The organism is Georgenia sp. Marseille-Q6866 (assembly GCF_965111665.1).
In genome coordinates this window covers 334,138-355,564 of the sequence record NZ_CBCOOR010000001.1, presented here as the reverse complement: position 1 = coordinate 355,564, position 21,427 = coordinate 334,138, and the positions used below count along the sequence as shown (strand labels likewise).

Below are 21,427 nucleotides of genomic sequence, written 5' to 3'. Positions count from 1 at the left end.
CGCGCCGAACGCTGCATCCCGCCCACCCCGACGCGCCGACAGCCGCCCTCAACCCCGCGCCGCGAGGCGAAACCCCGCGCCGACAGCTCACGTGTTACCGGCGTCCTCCAGGCCGGCGCCGAGGAGCTCGAGCGCGCGCGTCGTCGTCACGTCGAGGATCTCCTGCGGGTCGCCGTCGAAGTGGTGCTCCTCGCAGGTCGTGCCCGCGGGCGTGTGGATCGCGATGAACACGGTGCCGACCGGCTGGTCCTCCTGGCGGTCCGGCCCGCCGACGCCGGTGACGCCGACGGCGCAGTCCGCCCCCAGCAGGCGCGCGGCGCCCTCGGCCATCGCCCGGGCGCACTCCTCGCTGATGACCGGGATGTCGGGGACGCCGAGCGCCTTCTGCTTGGCCTCGACCGTGTAGGTGACGGCCCCGCCGGAGAACCAGCTGCCGGCGTTGGGCGCGGCGCCGAGGTGGACGGCGATCTGCCCGCTCGTGAGGGACTCGGCGGTGGCGACGGTGACGCCGCGCTCGCTCGCGCGCTCGGAGACGGTCTTGGCGAGCTGCTCGGCGTCGCCGGTCATGTGGGGGGAGGTAGCCATGGGCCGATTCTCACGGCGGCGCGGCGGTGCGGCATCTGCTGGCCCGGAATGCGCTTTGTGGGCTCGACCACGATCATGGCGGCACCCGACCAGTGCTGGAGGATGACATGTCCAACACCCGAAACCCCGCACCGCGGCGCGGGACCCACCAGTGGCTCGCGCTCCTCATCGGAGCGGTCTACCTCGTCGTCGGCATCGCCGGCTTCGCCGTCACCGGATTCGACGGCTGGACCGAGCACGACCACAGCCAGACCTTGCTCGGCTTCGCCATCAACCCCGCGCACAACGTCGTGCACCTCCTCATCGGGCTGCTCGGCGTCGTCCTGTGGCGCACCGCGAGCGGGGCCCGCACCTTCGGCTGGCTGCTCGTCATCGGCTACGGCGCCGCCTTCGTCTACGGCCTGTTCGTCGTCGACAACCCGGACGCGAACTTCCTCAACATCAACTGGGCCGACAACTGGCTGCACCTGGCCTCGGTCATCGGTGGCCTGCTCGTGGCCCTGCTGCCCTACCGGACCGCGGCGACGGGAGCCGACCGTTGAGCGAGTCCCTCGGAGCCCGCCTGGCGGCCGTCGTCGAGAAGGACGAGCGGCTGGACGGCCTCGTCTCCCGTCTGACCGGCCCAACCGAGCGGCTCATCGCCTCACCGGGCCGGCGCGACCTCCTGCTCGGCAAGCAGCTCGGGCACGCCCTGCACCCGATCCTCACCGACCTGCCGATCGGGCTGTGGACCAGCTCGGTGGTCCTCGACCTCACCATGCCGACCTCGCGGGACGCCGCCCGGCGGCTCGTGGGCCTCGGCGTCCTCGCCGCCGTCCCGACGGCGGTGACGGGCTGGGCCGAGTGGGCGCGGACGGGCAAGCGCGAGGACCGGCGCACCGGCGTCGTGCACGCGGCCGCGAACGGTGCCGCCGCCGTCATGTTCGGCAGCTCCTGGCTGGCGCGGCGCTCCGGACGGGAGAAGGCCGGGCTGGCGCTGAGCACGCTCGGCACGACGGCACTGGTCGTCGGTGGCGCCCTCGGCGGTCACCTCGCGATCGGACGCAAGGTGGGCAGCACCTTCAGCTGATGCGGGGCGCTCAGCCCTCGCCGCGGCGGTCCTCGGCGGGGGCGGGCGTCGCGTCGTCGTCGTTGTCGACGGTGGCGGCGGCGTCGTCGTCGTCGACGTCGTTGGTGGCGTCGTCGTCGTTCTCGACGGCGACGGCGTCGGTCCCCTCCTCGGCGGGTCCGTGCCCGGGGAGCCAGATCTCCTCCTCCTGGCCGCGGGTGCGCCGCCCGATGCGGACGAAGATCGCGAGGGCGAGGAGGAAGACGAGGACCGAGGTCCACACGTTGAGCCGCACGCCCAGCACGGTCTCGGCGGTGTCGATGCGCAGGTACTCGATCCACCCGCGCCCGAGCGTGTAGAGCATGACGTAGAGCCACATGACGCGGCCGTGGCGCAGGCGGAAGCGGCGCTCGGCCCACAGGAGCACGCCGACCATCGCGAGGTTCCACACCATCTCGTAGAGGAAGGTGGGGTGGAAGAGGAGGTTGGGGTCGGTGTAGCCGGCCACGCGGTGCGCTGCGTCGATCTCCAGGCCCCACGGCAGCGTCGTCGGGGCGCCGTAGAGCTCCTGGTTGAAGTAGTTGCCGAGGCGGCCGATCGCCTGCGCGACGAGGAGGCCGGGGGCCAGGGCGTCGGCGAAGGGCGCCAGGCGCAGGCCGCGGCGACGCATCGCAATGGCCGCCCCGACGGCGCCGCCGGCGATCGCGCCCCAGATGCCCAGGCCGCCGTTCCAGATCTCGATGATCCGGGCGGGGTTCCCGTTCTCGCCGAAGTAGGCGTCCGGGGAGGAGATGACGTGGTAGATCCGGGCGCCGACGATCCCGAACAGCACCATCCACAGCGCGACGTCGATGGCGGTGTCGCGCGGACCGCCCTTGGCGGTGTAGCGGCGGTCCAGGATCCACCAGGCGGCGACGATGCCCAGCCCGATGGCGAGGGCGTAGGCCCGCAGCGGGAACGGCCCGAGGAACCACTCGGCCTGGGAGGGGCTCGGGATCGATGCGGGGAGAATCAGCACCCGGGCAGCGTAACGTGCCCGGCTTGAGCCGATTCCCGACGCCGTGGGCTGGGTGTCGCGAACAGCTCAGCTGAGGGGGCGGGGGTAACAAGTCAGCTGTCGCCGCCGGAAGGGGCGCCGCCGGAGGACGGGCGGAATCCACCTGTCGGCGGCGGAGGGGGCCGCCGGGAGGCGGGCGGAATCCAGCTCCCGGCGCCGGAGCGGGGCGCGGCGGGGCGGGCTGGGTAACAAGTCAGCTGTCGGCGCGGGTGGAGGGCGCTGGCGGGGGCGGGCGGGGCTCGGTTAGCGGCGGACGCCGGCGGCTAGGTCCTCGACGAGGGTGCCGAGGGCCGAGAGTGCTGCCTTCTCGTCGGGGTCCTGGAGGGTGCGCACGAGGGCGGAGCCGACGATGACGCCGTCGGCGTACTCGGCGACCTCCGCGGCCTGCTCCCCGTCGAGACGCCCAGGCCCACGCAGACCCGCTGCGCGCCGGCCGCACGCGTCCGGGCCACGAGCTCGCGGGCGTGGGTGTCGACGGCGGACCGCACACCCGTGACGCCCATCGTCGAGGCGGCGTAGACGAAGCCGCGGGAGGCCTCGGCGGTCATCGCGAGGCGCTCGTCGGTGGAGCTGGGGGCGACGAGGAAGACCTTGTCGAGGTCGTGCTCGTCGGCGGCGGTGACCCACTGGCCGGCCTCGTCGGGGATGAGGTCCGGCGTGATGAGCCCGGCGCCGCCCGCGCTGGCGAGGTCGCGCGCGAAGCGCTCGACGCCGTAGCGCAGCACCGGGTTGTAGTACGTCATCACGAGCACGGCCGCACCGGTCTCGGCGACCTCCTCGACGGCGCGCAGCACGTCCGTGATCCGCGTGCCCTGCGCCAGCGCCTGGGTGGTCGCGTGCTGGATGACCTCCCCGTCCATGCCCGGGTCGGAGTAGGGCATGCCGAGCTCGACGACGTCGGCCCCGGCCGCGACGGCGGTCCGCGCGGCGGCGACCGACCGGTCGACGGTCGGGAAGCCCACGGGCAGGTAGATGACGAGGCCCTTGCGGTCCTCGGCGAGGGCCGCGTCGATAGCCGCGGCGGAGCCCCGGCGGGAGGTCGTCTGCTGGTCCATCAGTTCTCCACGCTGCCCGTCGCCTCGTAGCCGGCACCGTCCACGGAGCCGGTCTTCGCCTCGTCCTGCGGCCCCGCTGCCGACTCGTCGTCGAGCAGCCCGAACCAGGCCGCCGCCGTCTCCACGTCCTTGTCCCCGCGCCCGGAGAGGTTGACGAGGATGGTCGGCGCGGGCTCGCCGGCGTCCGCCGCGGCCCTGCCGAGCTGGATGGCCCCGGCCAGCGCGTGCGCGCTCTCGATGGCCGGGATGATGCCCTCGGTGCGGCACAGGAGCCGGAAGGCCTCCATCGCGGCGGCATCGGTGACCGGGACGTACTCCGCCCTCCCGAGGTCGGCGAGCCAGGCGTGCTCGGGGCCGACGGCCGGATAGTCGAGGCCGGCCGAGATCGAGTGGGACTCCACGGTCTGACCGTCCTCGTCCTGGAGGAGGAAGGTGTGCGCGCCGTGGAGCACTCCGGGGGTACCGCCGCTGATCGAGGAGGCGTGGCGGCCGCTGTCGACGCCGTCGCCGGCGGCCTCGCAGCCGACGAGGCGAACGGAGGCGTCGTCGAGGAAGGCGTTGAAGATGCCGATCGCGTTGGAGCCGCCACCGACGCAGGCGACGACGGCGTCGGGCAGGGAGCCGGTCAGCTCGAGCACCTGCTCGCGCGCCTCCTCGCCGATGATCTTCTGCAGGTCGCGGACCATGCCCGGGAAGGGGTGCGGACCGGCGGCGGTGCCGAAGACGTAGGTCGTCGTCTCGACGTTCGTCACCCAGTCGCGGAAGGCCTCGTTGATCGCGTCCTTGAGGGTGCGCGAGCCGCTGGAGACGGGCACGACCGTGGTGCCGAGCAGTTCCATGCGCGCGACGTTGAGCGCCTGGCGGCGCACGTCCTCCTCGCCCATGTAGATGACGCACTCGAGGCCGAGCAGCGCGGCCGCGGTGGCGGTCGCGACGCCGTGCTGGCCGGCGCCGGTCTCGGCGATGACGCGCTTCTTCCCGAGCTTGCGGGTGAGCAGCGCCTGTCCGAGGACGTTGTTGATCTTGTGGGACCCGGTGTGGTTGAGGTCCTCGCGCTTGAGGATGACCCGCGCGCCGCCGGCGTGCTGGGCGAAGCGCGGCACCTCGGTGATGATGCTCGGGCGTCCGGTGTATGTGCGGTGCAGCTCGGCGAGCTCCGCCTGGAAGGCGGGGTCCTCGCGCAGCTCGCGCCACGCGACGTCGAGCTCGTCGAGCGCGGCGACGAGCGCCTCGGCGACGAAGCGTCCGCCGAAGCGACCGAAGTACGGCCCCTCGGCCTGGCTCAGGCTCACTTGCGCACCGACCGGAGGGCCGGGTGGGATCCGGCGGCGACCATGTCGGCCACGGCCTGGCGGGGCGTGCCCTGGGTGACGAGTGCCTCGCCGACGAGGACGACGTCCGCGCCGGCGCGGGCGTAGTCGAGGACGTCGTGGGGGCCGCGGACGCCGGACTCGGCGACCCTGAGCAGGCCCTCGGGGACGACGTCGACGACGTTGCCGAACACGGAGCGGTCGACCTCGAGGGTGTGGAGGTTGCGGGCGTTGATCCCCACGACCTGCGCGCCGGCGTCGACCGCGCGCTTGGCCTCCTCGCGGTCGTGCGCCTCGACGAGGGCGGTCATCCCCAGCGAGTGGACGCGCTCGACGAGCGAGGTGAGCACCGTCTGCTCGAGGGCCGCGACGATGAGGAGGACGAGGTCCGCGCCGTAGGCCCGGGCCTCCCACACCTGGTAGGGCGTGACGACAAAGTCCTTGCGCAGGACGGGCACGTCAACCCGGGCGCGCACGGCGGCGAGGTCCTCGAGGGACCCGCCGAAGCGGCGGCGCTCGGTGAGGACGGAGATCGCGCTGGCGCCCCCGGCCTCGTAGTCCACGGCCAGCCCGGCGGGGTCGGCGATGTCGGCGAGTGCGCCCTTGGAGGGGCTGGAGCGCTTGACCTCGGCGATGACCGTGACGGCCGCCTCGCCGCCGCGCAGCGCCGCGACCGCGTCCTTGGCGCCCGGCTGCTGCTGGGCACGCTCCTTGAGCGCGTCGAGCGGCACGCGCGCCTCACGCTCGGCAAGGTCCTCACGAACCCCGGCAACGATGTCTTCCAGGACCGTCACGGTGTCTCCCTCCCCTGGTTCCAGCCTTCATCGTAGGTGCCGCGGGACGGGCACCCGCCCACCGTCCGGCTGGCGGGCGTGGGCTAGACGCCGATGACCACGCCGACGACGGCGAGCAGCCACAGCAGCGACCCGACGATCCCGAGGAGGATGCCGGCCAGGGCCTGGGGCCGGTTGGTCGCCCGTCCGGCGGACGCCGCGAGGACGCCGTTGACGCCGAGGACGACGGCGGTGATGCTCACGACCGTCCCGACCAGGACGACGGCGCCGGCGCGAGGAGCGCGACGAGGCCGAGGACGCCCAGGGCGAGCGACCAGGTGCCGTGGCGGTTGCCCTCCGTGGAGGGCTCGCTCACGAGTACCAGTTGTGCTCGCCGCCCTGCGGCGGGTTCTCCCGGTTCCGCGGCTGGCCCATGCCCATGACGCTGAGGACCCCGCTCACGACGAGCGCGAGCACGAGGAGCGCGGCGCCGACGATGAGCACCCACATCTCCCACATGATCATGCCGACGGCGACGACCACCGCGCCCAGGCACACGCCCCAGAACATCACCCAGCCGGCGACGGTCTTGCCCTCGTTGTGGAACGGGGCGACCGGCGGCAGGTCGTAGTCGCGGCTCGTGCCGTCTTGCACCATGGTTCGAGTCCTCTCAAACGGTCGTGGTCTGCGGGCCAGCCTATCGGTGCTCGGGCTCGGTGGGGTCCTCGCCCCGCCCGAGCGCGTCCCAGTCGTCCATCGCGCGGACCCGCTCGTCCCGCGCCTCGGCGTCGGGCGTGGGACGGGGACGCTCCCCCACCGCAGGTGCGCGCTCGAAGCGCCGTCCGCCCGCCGTCGCCGTCCTCGCGGCACGCAGGACGAGGACGGCGGAGGCCGCGACGAGCACGCCCACCGCGACCGCGAGGTAGGGCCACAGGGTGGTGGAGGGCTCGGCTGAGATCTCGCGCACACCACTGACGGCAGCGGCGGCGGCGAGGAGCGGGGGCCGCGGGTCGAGGAGGAAGCCGACCGCCGCGGCGGCGAGGAGCGCACCGAGGGCGACGAGCGCGACGGCGCACAGCCGGCTCACCCACCGGCCCCCGAGCGCCACGGCCAGCGCCGTCGCGAGGACGGCCAGGCCGGTGGCGGTGGTGGCGGGCGCGGCGTCCCCGCCGGTGACGGTCACGGTCTGCTCGGCGATCACCGTGGGCACGGTCGCGCTCGCCCACGGCAGCAGCGACAGGCCGAAGGTGACGGCACCGAGGACGAGGACGACGACGACGGCGCGTCCCCGGCTCACCGGCGACCGGTCCCGGGTCGTGCCCTCCGCCGTCGTCATCCCTGCTCCGAGAGGGGCTGCAGGGCCGCGGCGACCTGGACGGCCCGGAGGGCGGCGGCGGCCTTGTTGCGGGACTCCTCGTACTCGAGCTCCGGCACGGAGTCGGCGACGATCCCCGCCCCGGCCTGGACGCTCGCGACGCCGTCGCGGATGTAGGCGGTGCGGATCGCAATCGCCATGTCGGCGTCGCCGGCGAAGTCGAGGTAGCCGATCGTCCCGCCGTAGATGCCGCGGCGGGCGGGCTCGAGGTCGTCGATGAGCTCGATGGCACGCGGCTTGGGGGCGCCGGAGAGCGTCCCCGCGGGGAAGGTCGCGACGAGGCTGTCCAGCGCCGTCGACGTCTCGCGCAGGCGGCCGGTCACCGTGGAGGAGATGTGCATGATGTGGCTGTAGCGCTTGACCTCCATGAGCTCGACGACCTCCACGGTGGTGGGCTCGCAGACCTTGACGAGGTCGTTGCGGGCGAGGTCGACGAGCATGATGTGCTCCGAGCGCTCCTTGGGGTCGGCGAGGAGCTCCTCCCCCAGCGCGCGGTCCTCCTCCGCACCGGCGCCGCGCGGGCGGGAGCCGGCGATCGGGAAGGTGACGACGGTGCCGTCGGTGACCTTGACGAGCGTCTCGGGGCTCGAGCCGACGACGGCGAAGCTCGCCGAGCGCCCCTCGCCCGGCTCGTCGGGCAGCTCGAGGTAGTACATGTACGGGCTGGGGTTGATCGTCCGCAGCGCCCGGTAGACCTCGAGCGGGGCGGCCGGGGAGTCGACGTCCACGCGCTGGGACAGGACGAGCTGGAAGACCTCCCCGTCCCGGATCGCCTGCTTGGCCGCCTGGACCCCGCTCTCGAAGTCCTCGCGGGTGGTCCGGTAGCGCAGCTCGCCCGCGGGCGCCTGCGCGCCGGGTGCGGTGACGGCGGCGTGGCTGGTGACGGGCTCGAGGAGCGCGGCCTGCATGGCGTCCAGACGCGCGACGGCGTCGGCGTGGGCCTGGTCGACGCGCTCGTCGGTGTCGTCGAAGTTGATGGCGTTGGCGATGAGCCACACCGAGCCGTCGGCGTGGTCGACGGCGGCGAGGTCGGTGGCCAGGCACAGCGCGACCTCGGGGGCGTCGAGCTCGGTGGGCGCGTTGGCGCGCAGCCGCGGCTCCCACTGGCGTAGCACGTCCCAGCCGAGGGAGCCGACCAGGCCGCCGGTCAGCGGGGGCAGGTCCGGCAGGGCGGGGGTGTGCAGGACGCGCAGCGTCTCGCGCAGGACGTCGAGGACCGGGCCGTCGGTGGGCACGCCCACCGGGACGTCACCGAGCCAGCTCGCGCGGCCGCCGCGGGACAGGAGCGTGGCGCGGGAGCGGACACCGACGAAGGACCACCGCGCCCAGGCGCCGTGCTCGGCGGACTCGAGGACGAAGGTGCCCGGCCGGCCGGCGGCCAGCTGGCGGTACAGGCCCACGGGCGTGACGTCGTCGGCGAGGAGACGGCGCACGACGGGGACCACACGGCGGTCGGCGGCGAGCTCGCGAAAGGTGGGCAGGTCCGGCCAGGTGGTGCCCCACTCGGGCGCGCTCACGCCGGGTCCCCCGCGGCGGTGTCGCCGACGACGGCGCCGAGGTCGCCGCCGGCCTCGAAGCACGTGCGGGTGCCGGTGTGGCACGCCGGACCGACCTGCTCCACGCGCACGAGCAGGGCGTCGCCGTCGCAGTCGAGCGCGACGGAGCGCACGTGCTGGACGTTGCCGGACGTGTCCCCCTTGCGCCAGTACTCCTGGCGGGAGCGCGACCAGTAGGTGGCGCGGCCGGTGGTGAGGGTGCGGGCGAGGGCCTCGTCGTCCATCCACCCGACCATGAGGACCTGGTCGGTGGAGTCGTCCTGGACGACGGCGCAGACGAGACCGGTGCTGTCGCGCTTGAGGCGGGCGGCGATCGTGGGGTCGAGGCTGGACACCCGTCGATCTTGCCAGACCTGGCGCGGTTCACCCGTCCGGTGTCAGGTGGTGACGGCCACCTGGGGGACGGCGCGGGTGAGGGCCTCCACCTCCGAGGGCGGGACGGCGCTGCCCTCGACGTCGAGGCGGCGCAGCGCCGGGAGGCCGTGCAGGGGCTGGAGGCTGCTCACCCGGGTGTGGGCGACGTCGACCGCCTCGAGCCTGGTGAGCCCCGACAGCGGGACCAGCTCGGCGACGCTCGTCGCGCGTAGCCGCAGGTCGCGGAGGTTCGGCAGCGCGGCGAGGACGCCGAGGTCGGTGACCGGCGCGAAGCTGAGGTCGAGGACGCGCAGCTGCGCGAGGCCGCGGAGCGGTTCGAGGCTCTCGAGCGGGTAGTGCTGGAGCACGAGGACCTCGAGCGCCCCCAGCCGGGCGAGCGGCGCGAGGTCGATCGGCAGTCCTCCCGGGGACACGTGCGGGTTGGTGTGGGTGAGCCTGAGCTCGCGCAGGTGCGCGAGACCGGCCAGGGGCGTGAGGTCGGGCCACTCGAGGTTGACGAGGGCGACGGTGTCGGTGTCGGACGCGAACTCCTCCTCGCCGAAGCGGACGGTGCTCATGGCGCCGCCGGGAGCGAGCGGTAGTGGGCGACGAGCCAGTCGACGAGGGCGCGGTCGCGTGTCGCGTCGCCGAGCAGCTGGCCGTAGCCGCTGATGCCCGCCTCGATGACCGCGTGTGTCGCGTAGGCGTCCTCGTCGCCCGGGTTGAGGAAGGGACCCATCGGCCGCTGGGGGGTCTCCCGGCCGGCGACCTGCTTGACGAGCTGCATCGCCCTGGCGATGCTCTCGGTCAGCGTGACGTCCACGGCGCTGATCTCGGGCGTCGGGCCCGTCTGCTGGTGGACGGTGAGGTCCATGAGCTTCGAGACGGTGAGGATGAGCGCCTTGTCCGTCGTGAAGGGGGTGCGGTCCCCGCCGAGGGCCGCCCGGCGGACCCCGCGCAGCCACATGTGGACGTCGACCGCCGCGTCCCACGCCTTGCGCAGGTGCTCGCTCGCCCGGCGCCGGATGGTGTCCTCCCAGGTGAGCGCCGCCCCGCCCTTGGTCACGCCGGGCGTGAAGGTGAGTCCCGGGTAGGAGCTCGTCGCGAGCTCCCGCCGGGGCAGCTCCTCGAAGTGGGCGGCGTTGCCGACCTTCGTCGTCTCGTCGAGCGCCTCGAAGCCGGGCGAGCCGTAGTAGCCGTGGTCGTCGACGCTCGGGTCCGCCAGGTGGGAGGCCTCGTGGATGAGGGTGATCTGGGTGCCCTTCGGGTCGATGACCTTGACGACCTTGACGAGCAGGTGCATGTGCCGCGCTCCGTGGCTGGCCCACCCGCCGAGGAAGACCTCGGGGTCGTCGAGGTTGTAGTCGGTGGAGACGTGCGTGCCCATGTCGGCGGCGACCTCAGCCAGGGAGGCGCGTGCCTTCGCGTAGATGGTCTTCGCAGTCGCAGCCTTCGTGCCGAAGACCTCCGTGAGGCCGGCGGCGTTGCCCTCGGCCTTGCCCACGAGGGCCTGGGAGTCGCTGATCGCCGCGGTGAACTTGGCCGTGTCCGCGGCCTTGACGGTGGTGTCTGCGTCGAGGACGGACTGGTAGATGACCTTCCGGTCGGCGACGTCGAGCGCCGTGACGAACTCCGCCTCGACGATGGTCCCGGGCGCCGGGAAGATGCGCTTGACGATGTCCGCCACGGGGTCCGTCGACTTCAGTCGCTTCTCGTGCGCCATGCGCCCGAGGAGCTGAGCGACGGCCTTCTCGATGGTCCCCGCAGCGACCTTGGTGCTCGGGCTCGTGTAGGCCGCCTTGAGGTCACTGAACGTCGGCACCCGGAAGCGGACGTCGGACCGTCCGCGCGCGCTCACGGCGGGGCGCTCCACGCCGGGCGGCGGTGCCAGCTCGACGGTGCCCCGGGCCGGGGGCCTGCCGAGCAGGTCGGTCACCGCCCGGTTGCCGGCGGCGCGCTGCAGCGCCAGCACCCGGTGTGCCTCGCGGGGTCCGGGACCGGGCGCGCCGTGGGGACGGGGCCGCGGTGTCATCAGCGTTCCCTCGTCGGCCGTCCGAGGCGTCGCGTGCGCGTAGTCCGCCACGCCGCTCATTCTCGGCCCGCGCGGGTGGGCCTGTCGAGAGCCGATCGGGCAGCCCTCTAGCAGAGCCCCACGGGGACGAGGAAGCCGGCCGAGGTCCTGTCTCGCCGGGCGGGACCCCGCCCGGCCGCAGGTCCCACCGCACGGGCGCGGCGCGTCCCGGGTGACGGGCCTTCCTAGCGTGGGAGCACACCATCCGTCACCGACCGGGAGCGCCCCATGACCACGACCACCGCCACCGCCACGCCCACCACCGACCCGACGCCCCGCCTGGCATCCTTCACCGCGACCGGCCGCTCGACGGGCCAGCTGTCCACCGCCGTCTCGGCCCGCCAGTTCGGCTTCGTCGTCGCCGAGCCGCCCTCGCTGGGCGGCACCGACGAGGGCGCCAACCCGATCGAGTACGTCCTGGGCGCGCTCAACGGGTGTGTGACCGTCGTCGTCGAGACGGTCGCCGCCGAGCTGGCGATCGCCGTCGACGGCGTCGCGACCGAGGCGACCGGGACCCTGGACATCCGCGGCTTCGCCGGGACCGCGGACGTGTCCCCGCACTTCCAGACGCTCACCCTCACGATCACGCTGACCACCGCCGTCCCCGAGGAGGAGCTGGGCGAGCTCAAGGCGCAGGTCGTGCGCCGCTGCCCGCTGTTCAACCTCGTCCGCGACGCCGGCGTGCCGGTCGAGGAGACCTGGGTCGTCCGGGCCGCCTGACGTCGGCACCCGGCGGGTCAGCGGGTCTGGCGGACCCAGCTCGCGTGCATCCGGGCGTAGACACCGCCGCGGGCGACGAGCTCGCGGTGGTGTCCGACCTCGACGACGTGGCCCGCGTCCACGACGACGACGAGGTCCGCCGCCTCCGCCGTCGAGAGCCGGTGGGCGATCGCCACGGACGTGCGCCCGGCCTGCAGGCGCGACAGGGCACGGCTGATGCGGCCCTCGGTCGCGGGGTCGACGGCGGAGGTCGCCTCGTCCAGGACGAGGAGGTCCGCATCGGCCAGGTAGGCGCGCGCGATCGCGACGAGCTGCCGCTCCCCCGCCGACAGCGACTCCCCGCGCTGCCCGACGTGCGTGTCGAGACCGTCGGTGAGGGTGGCGAGCCAGTCGGTGAGCCCGAGCTCGGAGACGGCGGCCTCGACCTCCGCGCGGGAGTGGGGCGTGCGCCCGTAGGCGATGTTCTCGGCGATCGTGCTGTCGAAGAGGAAGCCCTCCTGCGGGACGAGCACCACCCGCCTGCGGAGCGTGGCGAGCGGGAGCTCGCGCAGGTCGGTGCCGTCGAGGAGCACCTGGCCGCCCGTCGGGTCCATGAGGCGGCTGAGGAGCTTGCCGAGCGTCGTCTTGCCCGAGCCGGTCTCGCCGACCATCGCCACCGAGGTGCCCGGCGGGACGGTGAGGCTGATGCCGTGGAGCACCTCCGGGCCGCCGGGGTAGGCGAAGCGGATGTCGCGGAACTCGACGGACGCCGCCCGGCCGCCGTCGGCGTCTCGGCCGGCGGGCGAGATCCGGCTGTCGGCGGGAAGGGGGGTGTCCGGAGGAATCCGGCTGTCGGCGCCACCTTGACCGTCGCCGACAGCCGGATTTCTCGGGACGCCCTCATCGTCGGCGGGGTCGGTGATCTCGAGCGGGGTCTCGAGGACGGCGATGACGCGGCGCCAGCCGGCGACGGCGTTCTGCAGCTCGTTGAGCATCTCGGTCGCGTTCTGGACCGGCCCGGTGAACATCTGGACGAGGAAGAGGAACGCGAGCAGCTGCCCGAGCGTGAGGTGCCCGTCCAGGGCGAGGAACGTCCCGGTCACCACCGTGGCGCCGAGCGCCAGCGCGGAGAAGGCCATGCCGGTGGAGAAGGCGAGGGCGGTGAAGGTCTGCGCCTTGATCGCGTCGGCCCGGTGGTCCTGGACGGCGTCGTCGATGCGGCGCTGGGTCCGCTCGGAAGCACCGTAGGCCCGGATCGTCTCGGCACCGACGATCGACTCGGAGATCGCACCGAGCATGACGCCCACCTTGACCCGCACCGCGCCGTACGCCCTGGAGATGATCCGCTGCGCGCGGGGCGCCAGGACGAACATCGGCGTGAAGCACAGCCACACGACGAGCGCGAGCAGCGGGGAGTACACGACCATCGCGACCGTCGCCATGAGCAGCTGGCCGATGTTGAGGATGAGCTGGAGCCCGCCGAACTGGACGAAGCGCGAGACGGTGTCGACGTCGCTCGTGACGCGGGAGACGAGCGAGCCGCGCCGCTCGGCGTTCTGCGTGAGCACCGAGAGGTCGTGGACGTGGCGGAAGGTGCGCGTGCGCAGCTGGGCCAGCCCACGCTCGCTCGCCCGGAAGAGCCGGATGTTGACGGCGGAGCTCGCGAGCCCGGCGACGAGGACGAACGCGAGAGCGAGCAGCGCCACCCGCACGACGACGGGCACGTCCGGTCCGTCGTCGGCCATGATCGCGTTGTCGGTGACCTGCTGGATGACGACGGGCACGACGACGCGGCCCGCGGTCGCCACGACCGCCAGCGCGAGGGTCCACCCGATGCCCTGGAGCATCGCCGGGGACAGCTGCAGGCCGCGGCGGACGGTCGCGACGACGCCCAGCTCGGAGGACGCGGAGATCGTCGAGCTCATCGGGCCTCCTCCTGCTCGGCGCTGCGGCGGGCGTAGCTCGAGGCGAGCTCGACGTAGCCGGGGTCGCGGGCCATGAGCTCCTCGTGGGTGCCCACGTCGACCACCCGGCCGCGCTCGAGGTGGACCACCTCGTCGGCCAGCGCGATGGTCGCGGTCCGGTAGGCGACGAGCAGGACGCTGACCCCGCTGCCGGCGCCGAGGCCGGCGAGAATCTCCTGCTCGACGACGGGGTCGACGGCGCTCGTCGCGTCGTCCAGGACGAGCAGGCGGGGGCGGCGCACGAGGGCACGGGCGATGGCGAGGCGCTGGCGCTGGCCGCCGGAGAGGGTGGCGCCGCGCTCCCCCACGACCGTGTCGAGCCCGGCGGGCAGCGCGCGGACGAAGCCCTCCGCGCGGGCGGTGCGCAGCGCGGCCCACACCTCCTCGTCGGTGACGTCGCCGGCGTCGTCGAGGGCGACGTTGCCGCGGATGGTGTCGTCGAAGACGAAGGTCGACTGGCTGACGAGGGCGACCTGACGGGTGCGCTCGGCGTGGCTGAGCTCGCGGACGTCGACGCCGTCGAGCAGCACCCGGCCGGCGGTGGGGTCCACGAGGCGGGCGACGAGCGTGGTGAGCGTGGACTTGCCCGAGCCGGTGGGGCCGACGACGGCGACGGTCCGGCCCGCGGGCACGCGCAGGCTCACGTCGCGCAGCAGGGCGACGGTCCCGCCGCTGTCGGGGCCGGCCGGCTCCCCCATCTCGCCCGGGACCAGCCGTGCGGGCACCTCGAGGGTGACGGCCTCGACGTCGAGCGTGAGACCGCCCTGCCCGTCCAGCCGCCCGCGCCCCTCGGGCATCGAGCCCGTCGCGTCGACGACGTAGGAGAGGCGGTCGTGGCCCACGGTCGAGCGGGGCAGCTCGGCGAGGACGAAGCCGATGGCGCGCACCGGGAAGGTCATGAGCGTGAGGAGGTAGGCGATCATCACGAGGTCGCCGGTGTCGGCCGCGCCGCGGGAGACCTGCCCGGCGCCGACGGCGACGACGGCGAGGGTGGCCACCGAGGGCAGGAACTCGATGATCGGGTCGAAGACCGCTCGGACCTTGCCCATCTCGATGTTCGCGTCCTGCAGCCGGTCGGTGACCGCGGAGAAGCGCTCCTCCTCGACGGCCTCGGTGCCGAGGGACTTGACGAGCAGGGAGGCCTCGAAGGACTCGTGGGCGACGTCGGAGACCTCGGCCCGCAGCCGCTGGGAGGCGGCCACGCGCGGGGACATCTGCCTCCGGAAGACCGCGTTGACGATGACGACGACGGGCAGCACGGACACGCCGATCAGGCCCATGAGCGGGTCGGCCACGAGCATCGCGGCGCCCGCGACGACGAGCATGACGGCGACACCGATGGCGAAGGGCAGCGGCATGAAGACGCCCGAGGCGGCCTCGGCGTCGGCGTTCGCGTTGGACAGCAGCCGGCCGGCGGGGTGGCGCCGGTGCCAGGACATCGGCAGGCGCAGGTACTGGCGGGTGACGCGCAGCCGGTGCGCCGCCTGGATCTCGTAGACGGCGGCGCCGGCCCACACGCGCCGCCCGGCGACGGCGGCGGCGGTGACGAGGCCGACGAGGAGCAGCCCGAGGCCGGCGAGCCAGATGTGGGAGGTGGGCACGTCGTCGCCGGTGAGGGCGGGGGTGATGACGCGGTCGGTCACCTGGCCGAGCAGCAGGCCCGACCCGACGGTGCCGAGCCCGTAGAGCACCGAGCTGGCGACGGCGAGGGTCGAGGTGCGCGGCGAGTCGCGCATGCCGCGGCCCATGAGGGTGAGGGAGCGGCGCAGCGTCCCGCCGGGCAGGCGGTAGGGCCGCGGTCCGGGGCCGGACTCGAAGCGCCGCGTCCGGGTAGTCGTCTCCGGCACGGCGGTCTACTCCTCAGGGTCGCGGCGATCGGGCCAGGAAGGCCGCGGACAATCCTCGCACAGCGTGGCCCGGCGCACCCGCGCGGCTCAGAGCTGGTCGAGCAGGCGCTCGCGGCGCCTCTCGTACTCCTCGTCGCTGATGGCGCCGGACGCGTGGAGTGCCGCCAGCGCCTGCACCCGGGCCACCGTGTCCCCGGCCGTGCGCTGCCGCATGGCGCGCATGGCGGCCGTGGCGACGAGCGCGACGGCGACGAGGATGACGACGAGGACGAGCGACCACACCGCGTCGTAGGTCGCGGGCATCAGGGGGTTCACACCGACGGTGGCCATGGCCCCACGGTAGCGCCGGGAGTCGCACGGCGCCCGCGGTTCCGCTACTCGGTCGAGGTGTCGAGGACGAGGTCCGCCGCCGCCCGCGCGTCCCGCTCGGCGAGCAGCGCGCTCTCCTGGGCGGCCCAGGTGGACCACTGGTCCAGCCAGGTGCCGTCGTCGCGGGCCATGGCGCGGTGGTGCCGCTCGTGCTCGGGCGCCTCGAGCCACACGAGCGCGTCGACGTAGGGCGCGCAGGGCAGTGAGCCGGCCCCGCACCCCTCGAGGACGACGACGGCGCTCGGCTCCACCCGCACCGTCGCGTCCAGCTCCCCGCGCACCCAGTCGTAGCGGCGGTAGGAGCCGGCACGTCCGGCGCGCAGCTCGGCGAGCACGCCGGTGGCGATCTCCTCCACGCCCTCCCGCAGCCCGCGCCAGCCGCGGTAGGCGTCCTCGAGGGCGAGGACCTGCGCGCCGGGCACCCGCTCGGCGACGGCGGCGGCGAGCCCGGTCTTGCCCGAGCCGGACCGGCCGTCGACGGCGAGGACGAAGGGCCGCTCGGGCGTCGGGCTCGCCGGGAGCAGGGCGAGGACGCGCTCGAGGGGGGTCACCCCGCGAACGGTACCGGCCGTCGTCGGGCACGGGCCGTTAGGCTCTGCCCAGCCGTGATTCTGGAGGAACGATGAGTGTGGCCGTGCGCGTGATCCCCTGCCTGGACGTCGACGCAGGACGCGTCGTCAAGGGCGTGAAGTTCGAGAACCTGCGCGACGCGGGTGACCCGGTCGAGCTGGCGCGCCGCTACGACGCGGAGGGGGCCGACGAGATCACCTTCCTCGACGTGTCCGCCTCGACGGAGGACCGCGCGACGACCCTCGACGTCGTCTCCCGCACGGCCGAGGAGATCTTCGTCCCGCTGACCGTGGGCGGCGGGGTGCGCTCGGTGGAGGACGTCGACCGCCTGCTCCGCGCCGGCGCGGACAAGGTCGGCATCAACACCGCCGCCGTCGCCCGCCCCGAGCTGCTCAGCGAGGTCGCCGAGCGCTTCGGGCGTCAGGTCATCGTGCTGTCCGTGGACGCGCGCCGCTGCCGCGACGGCGCGACCACGCCGTCGGGCTACGAGGTCACCACCCACGGCGGGCGCCGCGGCACGGGGATCGACGCCGTCGCGTGGGCGGTCGAGGCCGCCGAGCGTGGCGCCGGGGAGATCCTCCTCAACTCCATCGACGCGGACGGCACCGAGGACGGCTTCGACATCGAGATGCTCACGGCCGTCCGCGGCCGGGTGGGCGTGCCGCTCATCGCCTCCGGCGGCGCCGGCAGCGCCGAGCACTTCACCGAGGCCGCGCAGGCGGGGGCCGACGCCGTGCTCGCCGCCTCGGTCTTCCACTTCGGCACGCTCACGGTGCACGACGTCAAGGCGGCCATGCGCGACGCGGGCGTGGCGGTGCGCTGACCGCGCCCTGCACCTAGCGTGAGACCCGGCCCTCGGTGGCCACCCCTCGAACGGACGGAGTACCGACGTGTCACGTGCCAGGTGGAGCGAGGCGGAGCGCCAGGCGCTGGCCGCGACCTTCCGGGAGGTCGGGCCGGGCGCACCGACCCTGTGCGAGGGCTGGCGCAGCGAGGACCTGCTCGCCCACCTCGTCCTGCGCGAGACCCGGCCGTGGGTCTCGGCCCTCGACATGGCGAAGAAGCCCGCGCCCGGCGAGGAGCCGCGGCAGTCGGAGGTCGCCCGGGCGGCACGCACACCGGGCGGGTACGCGGCGCTCGTCGACGAGCTGCTCGGCACCGACGGCCTGCGCCCGGGCCGGTTGCTGGGCGACGCCGGCAACCTCGTCGAGTTCGTCGTCCACCACGAGGACCTGCGCCGTGCCGGGGACTCCCCCCGCCCGCCGCGCCGGCTCCCGGAGGAGATGCGCGACGCCGTGTGGAAGCAGCTCGCGCTCATGGGCCGGATGGCCGCGCGGAAGTCCCCGGTAGGTGTGGTCCTGGTGAGCACGGCCGGTCCGCGCGCCGTCGTCAAGCGCGGTGCCGACTCGGTGGCCGTCGTCGGCGACCCCGTGGACCTCGCGCTCTACCTCATGGGCCGCGGCGAGCGCGCCGAGGTGGAGGTCCAGGGGCAGCCGGACGTCGTCACCGCCTTCACCTCCGCGCTGGGCTGACGTCCAGCGCTCACCTGCAGGACGGCGACGACGGTTCCGGGTGAGGCGGACTCGTCCTAGGCTGGCGTCACCGACCGGGAGGCGCAGATGACCGACGTGACCGTCGACGACGTGATGGCCGAGCTGGCCGCTCTCGAGGACCCCCGAGCCCGGGAGGCCAATGAGCGGCGCGGTGACGACCACGGCGTCAACCTCGGCCAGCTGCGCGCCGTCGCCAAGCGGCTCAAGACCCAGCCGGACCTGGCGCGGGCGCTGTGGCGGACGGAGGACACGGCCGCGCGGCTGCTCGCGATCCTCGTCAGCCGGCCCAAGGCCTACGAGCGGGACGAGCTGGACGCGATGCTCCGCGAGGCGCGCGCCCCCAAGGTCCACGACTGGCTGGTGTCCTACGTCGTGCGCAAGAGCCCGCACGTCGAGGACCTGCGGCTGGCCTGGCTCGAGGACCCCGACCCGGTCGTGGCGAGCGCGGGCTGGGCGCTGACGACCGACCGCGTCGCCAAGCGGCCCGAGGGTCTGGACCTCAGCGGCCTGCTCGACGTCATCGAGGCGCAGATGAAGGACGCGCCCGACCGGCTCCAGTGGGCGATGAACCACTGCCTCGCGCAGATCGGCATCGAGCACCCCGAGCACCGCGCCCGCGCCGTCGCGATCGGCGAACGGCTGCGGGTCCTCGAGGACTACCCCACTCCCCCGAACTGCACCTCGCCGTACGCACCCGTGTGGATCGCCGAGATGGTCCGCCGCCAGGCGACCGTGTAGGCGTGGAGGAGACCGACAGCCCCGGCGGGTGGACGCTGAGCGTCTCCCAGGACCCGCGCCCGTGCTCGAGTCCTCGGTGAGCCTCGCCTGACCGGTCGTGGCAGGGTACGGCCATGGACGACGACGACCAGCCCACGGCCAGTGACAACCGGATGGCCATCGGGATCACCCTCGGGCTGCCCGTCGGTGTCGCGCTGTCCCTGATCCTGGACAACTGGGCGATGATCGGCGTGGGTGTCGCTTTCGGTGCCGCCTTCGGAGCGATCCCGGCGGGCGGGTGGTCCAAGACCGCCGACGACGACCGTCCGGCGGATCCCGACGATCACCCGGCCTGAGCGGCCCAGCCGCCGGCTCACCGGCGGCCGGGCCTCTCGACGTCAGGAGGCGAACTCGGCGTTGATCTTGATCTCGTCGAGCTCGCAGTCGCCGGTGTCGCAGAAGGCCTCACCGATCGCGTCGATCGTCTCCATGTCACCGTCGTAGACGGCGTCGAGGAAGGCCGGGATCAGTGACCGGGTGGCCGCCTCGTACTCCTCCGCGGTGATCTGCGTGTAGGGCATCTGCGGGTAGACGAAGTTGCCCTGCGGCAGGAAGGACGCCGTCTTGAGCCGTCCGGAGAAGTCGCGCAGCACCTCCCCGACCTGCTCGCCCTCGCTCTCGGGGTCGAAGGACAGCGTGACGGACACCGAGTTGTCCGACCAGTACGCCTGCGCGAGAGCCGCGAGCTCGGCCTTCTCCCGGAGCGGCACGTCCTTCTCCGAGCGGCGCGCAGCCGACTTCACCGGGAAGAAGATGACCGAGGTGCCCGTCGGGTCCTCCACCGCCGGCTCGACGCGGTAGCCGGCCGCGCGAAAGAGCGTGACGAGCGGGTCCTCGTTGCGGAAGCGGATCGCCCGGTTGAAGTAGGTGCCACCCGGCGCCCAGTGCACGCCCGGGGAAACGCCGGCGACGATGCTCACCGTGCCGGACGGCTTGACCGTCGTCGTCCTGATCGACTCCCGCACGGCGAGCGTCTCGGAGAGCTCGGTGTCCCACGCCCGGACGAGCCGGTAGCCCTCGTCCATCCACTCACGCACGGCGTCCAGGCCGTGGTTGTCGGCGAAGTCCGCGATCCCGGACATCGAGGTGCCCACCCGCCGGTTGCGCTGCATGACGGCGTTGGTCTGCTCCCAGTGGGTGGGCAGCAGCGTGACGGCCTTGCCGTAGAGGAAGGCGACCTTGAGCGTGGCGAGGTAGTCCTCCTTGGAGGCCGCCCGCGACGGGAAGGTCTCCACGAGCGTGCAGCACTCGAAGGACTCCAGCGGCTGCTCGGCGCAGGGGTTGTAGCCTTTGGCGCGCCAGTCGCGGTAGTCGGCCGGGTCGGACAGGCGCCCGAAGTTGCGGGTGGTGTCGATCCAGATGACGCCGGGCTCGCCGTTGCGGGCGATGGCAGCCGTGACAGGGGCCAGGTCCGTCCCGGTCTCGACGACGACGGAGTTGTTCGACATCCACGCCCAGCCCGGCTGCGCCGGGTCGTAGGAGTTGCGCTCGGGGAAGACCTCGGGGTTCTTGAGATCAAGGAAGACCGGGTCGTCGATCTCGCCGAGGAGGATCTCGGCGGAGCGGCGGACGTTGCCGGCCACGACGCACACGCCGATGAGGTTGCCGACGTCGGCGATGTCCCGGGTGGTCAGCGCCTGCCCGCCGCGGCCGGCGAACACCTGGCGCAGGGCGGTGTGGAGGCGGTGGAGCGGCTCGGGCCCGGCCGCGGTGCCACCGAAGGTGCGGATCGGGGCGCCCTTGGGCCGGATCGCGGAGTAGTCGAGCACCGGCAGCGCGTCGCCGCGCAGGAAGGCGTCGAGGACGAGGGCGGTCGAGTCGACCCAGCCCTCGCGGGTGTCCGGGATCGTGTGGACGGGCGTTCCGGCGTCGGCCACGGGCGGGAGCGCCCGGCCCTCGCCGTCGAGCGCGAAGGGGGCCAGCGGCTCGTGGACAACGGGCTCGTGGATGGTGAAGCCTTTGCGGGCGCCGGCGGTGTCGAAGCCGACGCCGACCCCGAGCATCGAGGCCTCCATGAGGAAGGTGAACGGCGCGGAGGGCTGCTGCGCCGTCATGTCCTCGGTGGAGACGAAGGCGCAGTTCTGCAGCGGGGCGGAGTTGCCCAGCGCGTTCACCAGCGGGGTCCCCATGACCCACAGCCCGCGGCCGGGCGGGGTCCACTTGAGCTCGAAGAGGCGCTCGTAGGCGTCGCGGGCGGTCTCCTGGGCGCTCGCCTCGTCCCACGGCAGCCGCCTACCGGTCGTGTGGTCCTTGAGGATCGAGAACATGCCCTCGACGACGCGCCGGCAGACCTCGTGCCAGCGCTCCTTGGTGCCGTCCTCCCGCTGGCGGGAGTAGGTGCGCAGGAAGGTGATCTCGCCGAGGGAGTTGCCGGCGGCGTCGGCGTACCCCCACGGGACGGTGCGCTCGGCGTACGGGGCGACGACGGAGTCGGGGAGCTGGAAGGAGAGCATGGTGCGGCTTT

At 73.7% G+C, this 21,427-nt stretch carries 23 protein-coding genes and 1 pseudogene; 7 read left to right on the top strand and 17 right to left on the bottom strand.

What is annotated here, in order from left to right; genetic code table 11:
• Positions 1-87: 87 nt before the first annotated feature.
• Positions 88-585, bottom strand: a complete 498-nt coding sequence (locus ACWPXV_RS01770; RefSeq protein WP_454083601.1) for a CinA family protein — start codon at positions 583-585, stop codon at positions 88-90.
• A 107-nt stretch (positions 586-692) separates the two neighbouring features.
• On the opposite strand from ACWPXV_RS01770, the gene ACWPXV_RS01765 reads away from it, so the two are divergent.
• Both ACWPXV_RS01765 and ACWPXV_RS01760 read left to right on the top strand, forming a co-directional pair.
• Positions 693-1,127 (top strand): DUF4383 domain-containing protein, encoded by a 435-nt coding sequence (locus ACWPXV_RS01765; RefSeq protein WP_454083600.1) that lies wholly within the window; start codon positions 693-695, stop codon positions 1,125-1,127.
• The gene (locus tag ACWPXV_RS01760) at positions 1,124-1,654 is read left to right on the top strand and encodes a DUF2231 domain-containing protein (RefSeq protein WP_454083599.1); all 531 of its coding nucleotides are present in this window, start codon (positions 1,124-1,126) and stop codon (positions 1,652-1,654) included. Before ACWPXV_RS01765 ends, ACWPXV_RS01760 begins: the two co-directional genes overlap by 4 nt.
• A 10-nt stretch (positions 1,655-1,664) precedes the next feature.
• On the opposite strand, the gene lgt is transcribed toward ACWPXV_RS01760, so the two are convergent.
• The 11 genes and pseudogenes from lgt to ACWPXV_RS01705 form a co-directional block, all read right to left on the bottom strand.
• Positions 1,665-2,651: a prolipoprotein diacylglyceryl transferase gene (gene lgt, locus ACWPXV_RS01755; protein ID WP_454083598.1), complete on the bottom strand. Its 987-nt coding sequence runs from the start codon at positions 2,649-2,651 to the stop codon at positions 1,665-1,667.
• Between the two features lie 282 nt (positions 2,652-2,933).
• Positions 2,934-3,745 (bottom strand): annotated as a pseudogene (gene trpA / locus ACWPXV_RS01750) (tryptophan synthase subunit alpha).
• Positions 3,745-5,037 (bottom strand): tryptophan synthase subunit beta, encoded by a 1,293-nt coding sequence (gene trpB / locus ACWPXV_RS01745; RefSeq protein ID WP_454083597.1) that lies wholly within the window; start codon positions 5,035-5,037, stop codon positions 3,745-3,747. Before trpB ends, trpA begins: the two are co-directional and overlap by 1 nt.
• Positions 5,034-5,849, bottom strand: a complete 816-nt coding sequence (gene trpC, locus ACWPXV_RS01740; RefSeq protein ID WP_454083596.1) for an indole-3-glycerol phosphate synthase TrpC — start codon at positions 5,847-5,849, stop codon at positions 5,034-5,036. Before trpC ends, trpB begins: the two co-directional genes overlap by 4 nt.
• Positions 5,850-5,932: 83 nt before the next feature.
• A complete protein-coding gene (locus ACWPXV_RS01735) occupies positions 5,933-6,091 on the bottom strand; it encodes a hypothetical protein (RefSeq protein ID WP_454083595.1) in 159 nt (52 codons plus the stop codon).
• A gap of 109 nt (positions 6,092-6,200) precedes the next feature.
• Positions 6,201-6,485, bottom strand: coding sequence for an HGxxPAAW family protein (locus tag ACWPXV_RS01730; protein WP_454083594.1), 285 nt, complete (start codon positions 6,483-6,485; stop codon positions 6,201-6,203).
• A gap of 40 nt (positions 6,486-6,525) precedes the next feature.
• Complete coding sequence (locus ACWPXV_RS01725; RefSeq protein ID WP_454083593.1) at positions 6,526-7,164, bottom strand: Trp biosynthesis-associated membrane protein; 639 nt, start codon at positions 7,162-7,164, stop codon at positions 6,526-6,528.
• The gene (locus ACWPXV_RS01720) at positions 7,161-8,720 is read right to left on the bottom strand and encodes an anthranilate synthase component I (RefSeq protein WP_454083592.1); all 1,560 of its coding nucleotides are present in this window, start codon (positions 8,718-8,720) and stop codon (positions 7,161-7,163) included. The genes ACWPXV_RS01725 and ACWPXV_RS01720 overlap by 4 nt, the downstream gene beginning before the upstream one ends.
• Positions 8,717-9,094, bottom strand: coding sequence for a phosphoribosyl-AMP cyclohydrolase (hisI, locus tag ACWPXV_RS01715; RefSeq protein WP_251303048.1), 378 nt, complete (start codon positions 9,092-9,094; stop codon positions 8,717-8,719). The genes ACWPXV_RS01720 and hisI overlap by 4 nt, the downstream gene beginning before the upstream one ends.
• 42 nt (positions 9,095-9,136) lie before the next feature.
• Positions 9,137-9,691 carry a leucine-rich repeat domain-containing protein gene (locus ACWPXV_RS01710; RefSeq protein ID WP_454083591.1) on the bottom strand — a complete coding sequence of 185 codons (555 nt, stop codon included), beginning with the start codon at positions 9,689-9,691 and terminating at the stop codon, positions 9,137-9,139.
• Complete coding sequence (locus ACWPXV_RS01705) at positions 9,688-11,145, bottom strand: hypothetical protein (protein WP_454083590.1); 1,458 nt, start codon at positions 11,143-11,145, stop codon at positions 9,688-9,690. The genes ACWPXV_RS01710 and ACWPXV_RS01705 overlap by 4 nt, the downstream gene beginning before the upstream one ends.
• A 267-nt stretch (positions 11,146-11,412) precedes the next feature.
• Here ACWPXV_RS01705 and ACWPXV_RS01700 point away from each other — a divergent pair, with 267 nt between their 5' ends.
• Positions 11,413-11,904: an OsmC family protein gene (locus ACWPXV_RS01700; protein WP_454083589.1), complete on the top strand. Its 492-nt coding sequence runs from the start codon at positions 11,413-11,415 to the stop codon at positions 11,902-11,904.
• A gap of 17 nt (positions 11,905-11,921) precedes the next feature.
• Here ACWPXV_RS01700 and ACWPXV_RS01695 read toward each other — a convergent pair whose 3' ends face one another.
• From ACWPXV_RS01695 to ACWPXV_RS01680, 4 genes are all read right to left on the bottom strand, one after another.
• Positions 11,922-13,808 carry an ABC transporter ATP-binding protein gene (locus ACWPXV_RS01695; RefSeq protein ID WP_454083588.1) on the bottom strand — a complete coding sequence of 629 codons (1,887 nt, stop codon included), beginning with the start codon at positions 13,806-13,808 and terminating at the stop codon, positions 11,922-11,924.
• Entirely contained in the window at positions 13,805-15,694 is a 1,890-nt protein-coding gene (locus ACWPXV_RS01690) for an ABC transporter ATP-binding protein (protein ID WP_454083587.1), read from the bottom strand. Before ACWPXV_RS01690 ends, ACWPXV_RS01695 begins: the two co-directional genes overlap by 4 nt.
• A gap of 87 nt (positions 15,695-15,781) precedes the next feature.
• Positions 15,782-16,024 (bottom strand): SHOCT domain-containing protein, encoded by a 243-nt coding sequence (locus tag ACWPXV_RS01685; RefSeq protein WP_454083586.1) that lies wholly within the window; start codon positions 16,022-16,024, stop codon positions 15,782-15,784.
• Between the two features lie 44 nt (positions 16,025-16,068).
• Entirely contained in the window at positions 16,069-16,614 is a 546-nt protein-coding gene (locus tag ACWPXV_RS01680; protein ID WP_454083585.1) for a 4-amino-4-deoxy-L-arabinose transferase, read from the bottom strand.
• 71 nt (positions 16,615-16,685) lie between these two features.
• Between ACWPXV_RS01680 and hisF the strand changes: the two genes are divergently transcribed.
• The 4 genes from hisF to ACWPXV_RS01660 all read left to right on the top strand — a co-directional run bounded on the left by hisF (position 16,686) and on the right by ACWPXV_RS01660 (position 19,259).
• Positions 16,686-17,456, top strand: coding sequence for an imidazole glycerol phosphate synthase subunit HisF (gene hisF / locus ACWPXV_RS01675; RefSeq protein ID WP_454083584.1), 771 nt, complete (start codon positions 16,686-16,688; stop codon positions 17,454-17,456).
• Between the two features lie 67 nt (positions 17,457-17,523).
• Entirely contained in the window at positions 17,524-18,165 is a 642-nt protein-coding gene (locus ACWPXV_RS01670) for a TIGR03085 family metal-binding protein (RefSeq protein WP_454083583.1), read from the top strand.
• A gap of 87 nt (positions 18,166-18,252) precedes the next feature.
• On the top strand, positions 18,253-18,924 hold the full coding sequence (locus ACWPXV_RS01665) for a DNA alkylation repair protein (RefSeq protein WP_454083582.1): 672 nt from the start codon (positions 18,253-18,255) through the stop codon (positions 18,922-18,924).
• A 113-nt stretch (positions 18,925-19,037) separates the two neighbouring features.
• Entirely contained in the window at positions 19,038-19,259 is a 222-nt protein-coding gene (locus tag ACWPXV_RS01660) for a hypothetical protein (RefSeq protein WP_454083581.1), read from the top strand.
• Positions 19,260-19,301: 42 nt separating this feature from the next.
• On the opposite strand, the gene nrdJ is transcribed toward ACWPXV_RS01660, so the two are convergent.
• Positions 19,302-21,416 carry a ribonucleoside-triphosphate reductase, adenosylcobalamin-dependent gene (gene nrdJ / locus ACWPXV_RS01655; RefSeq protein ID WP_454083580.1) on the bottom strand — a complete coding sequence of 705 codons (2,115 nt, stop codon included), beginning with the start codon at positions 21,414-21,416 and terminating at the stop codon, positions 19,302-19,304.
• Positions 21,417-21,427: the final 11 nt, after the last annotated feature.

Coding starts and splice junctions, on each gene's coding strand:
- ACWPXV_RS01770 (WP_454083601.1), bottom strand. CDS start 585: ATGGCTACCTCCCCCCACATGACCGGCGACGCCGAGCAGCTCGCCAAG.
- ACWPXV_RS01765 (WP_454083600.1), top strand. CDS start 693: ATGTCCAACACCCGAAACCCCGCACCGCGGCGCGGGACCCACCAGTGG.
- ACWPXV_RS01730 (WP_454083594.1), bottom strand. CDS start 6,485: ATGGTGCAAGACGGCACGAGCCGCGACTACGACCTGCCGCCGGTCGCC.
- ACWPXV_RS01725 (WP_454083593.1), bottom strand. CDS start 7,164: ATGACGACGGCGGAGGGCACGACCCGGGACCGGTCGCCGGTGAGCCGG.
- ACWPXV_RS01710 (WP_454083591.1), bottom strand. CDS start 9,691: ATGAGCACCGTCCGCTTCGGCGAGGAGGAGTTCGCGTCCGACACCGAC.
- ACWPXV_RS01705 (WP_454083590.1), bottom strand. CDS start 11,145: ATGACACCGCGGCCCCGTCCCCACGGCGCGCCCGGTCCCGGACCCCGC.
- ACWPXV_RS01700 (WP_454083589.1), top strand. CDS start 11,413: ATGACCACGACCACCGCCACCGCCACGCCCACCACCGACCCGACGCCC.
- ACWPXV_RS01695 (WP_454083588.1), bottom strand. CDS start 13,808: ATGAGCTCGACGATCTCCGCGTCCTCCGAGCTGGGCGTCGTCGCGACC.
- ACWPXV_RS01685 (WP_454083586.1), bottom strand. CDS start 16,024: ATGGCCACCGTCGGTGTGAACCCCCTGATGCCCGCGACCTACGACGCG.
- hisF (WP_454083584.1), top strand. CDS start 16,686: ATGAGTGTGGCCGTGCGCGTGATCCCCTGCCTGGACGTCGACGCAGGA.
- ACWPXV_RS01665 (WP_454083582.1), top strand. CDS start 18,253: ATGACCGACGTGACCGTCGACGACGTGATGGCCGAGCTGGCCGCTCTC.
- ACWPXV_RS01660 (WP_454083581.1), top strand. CDS start 19,038: ATGGACGACGACGACCAGCCCACGGCCAGTGACAACCGGATGGCCATC.
- nrdJ (WP_454083580.1), bottom strand. CDS start 21,416: ATGCTCTCCTTCCAGCTCCCCGACTCCGTCGTCGCCCCGTACGCCGAG.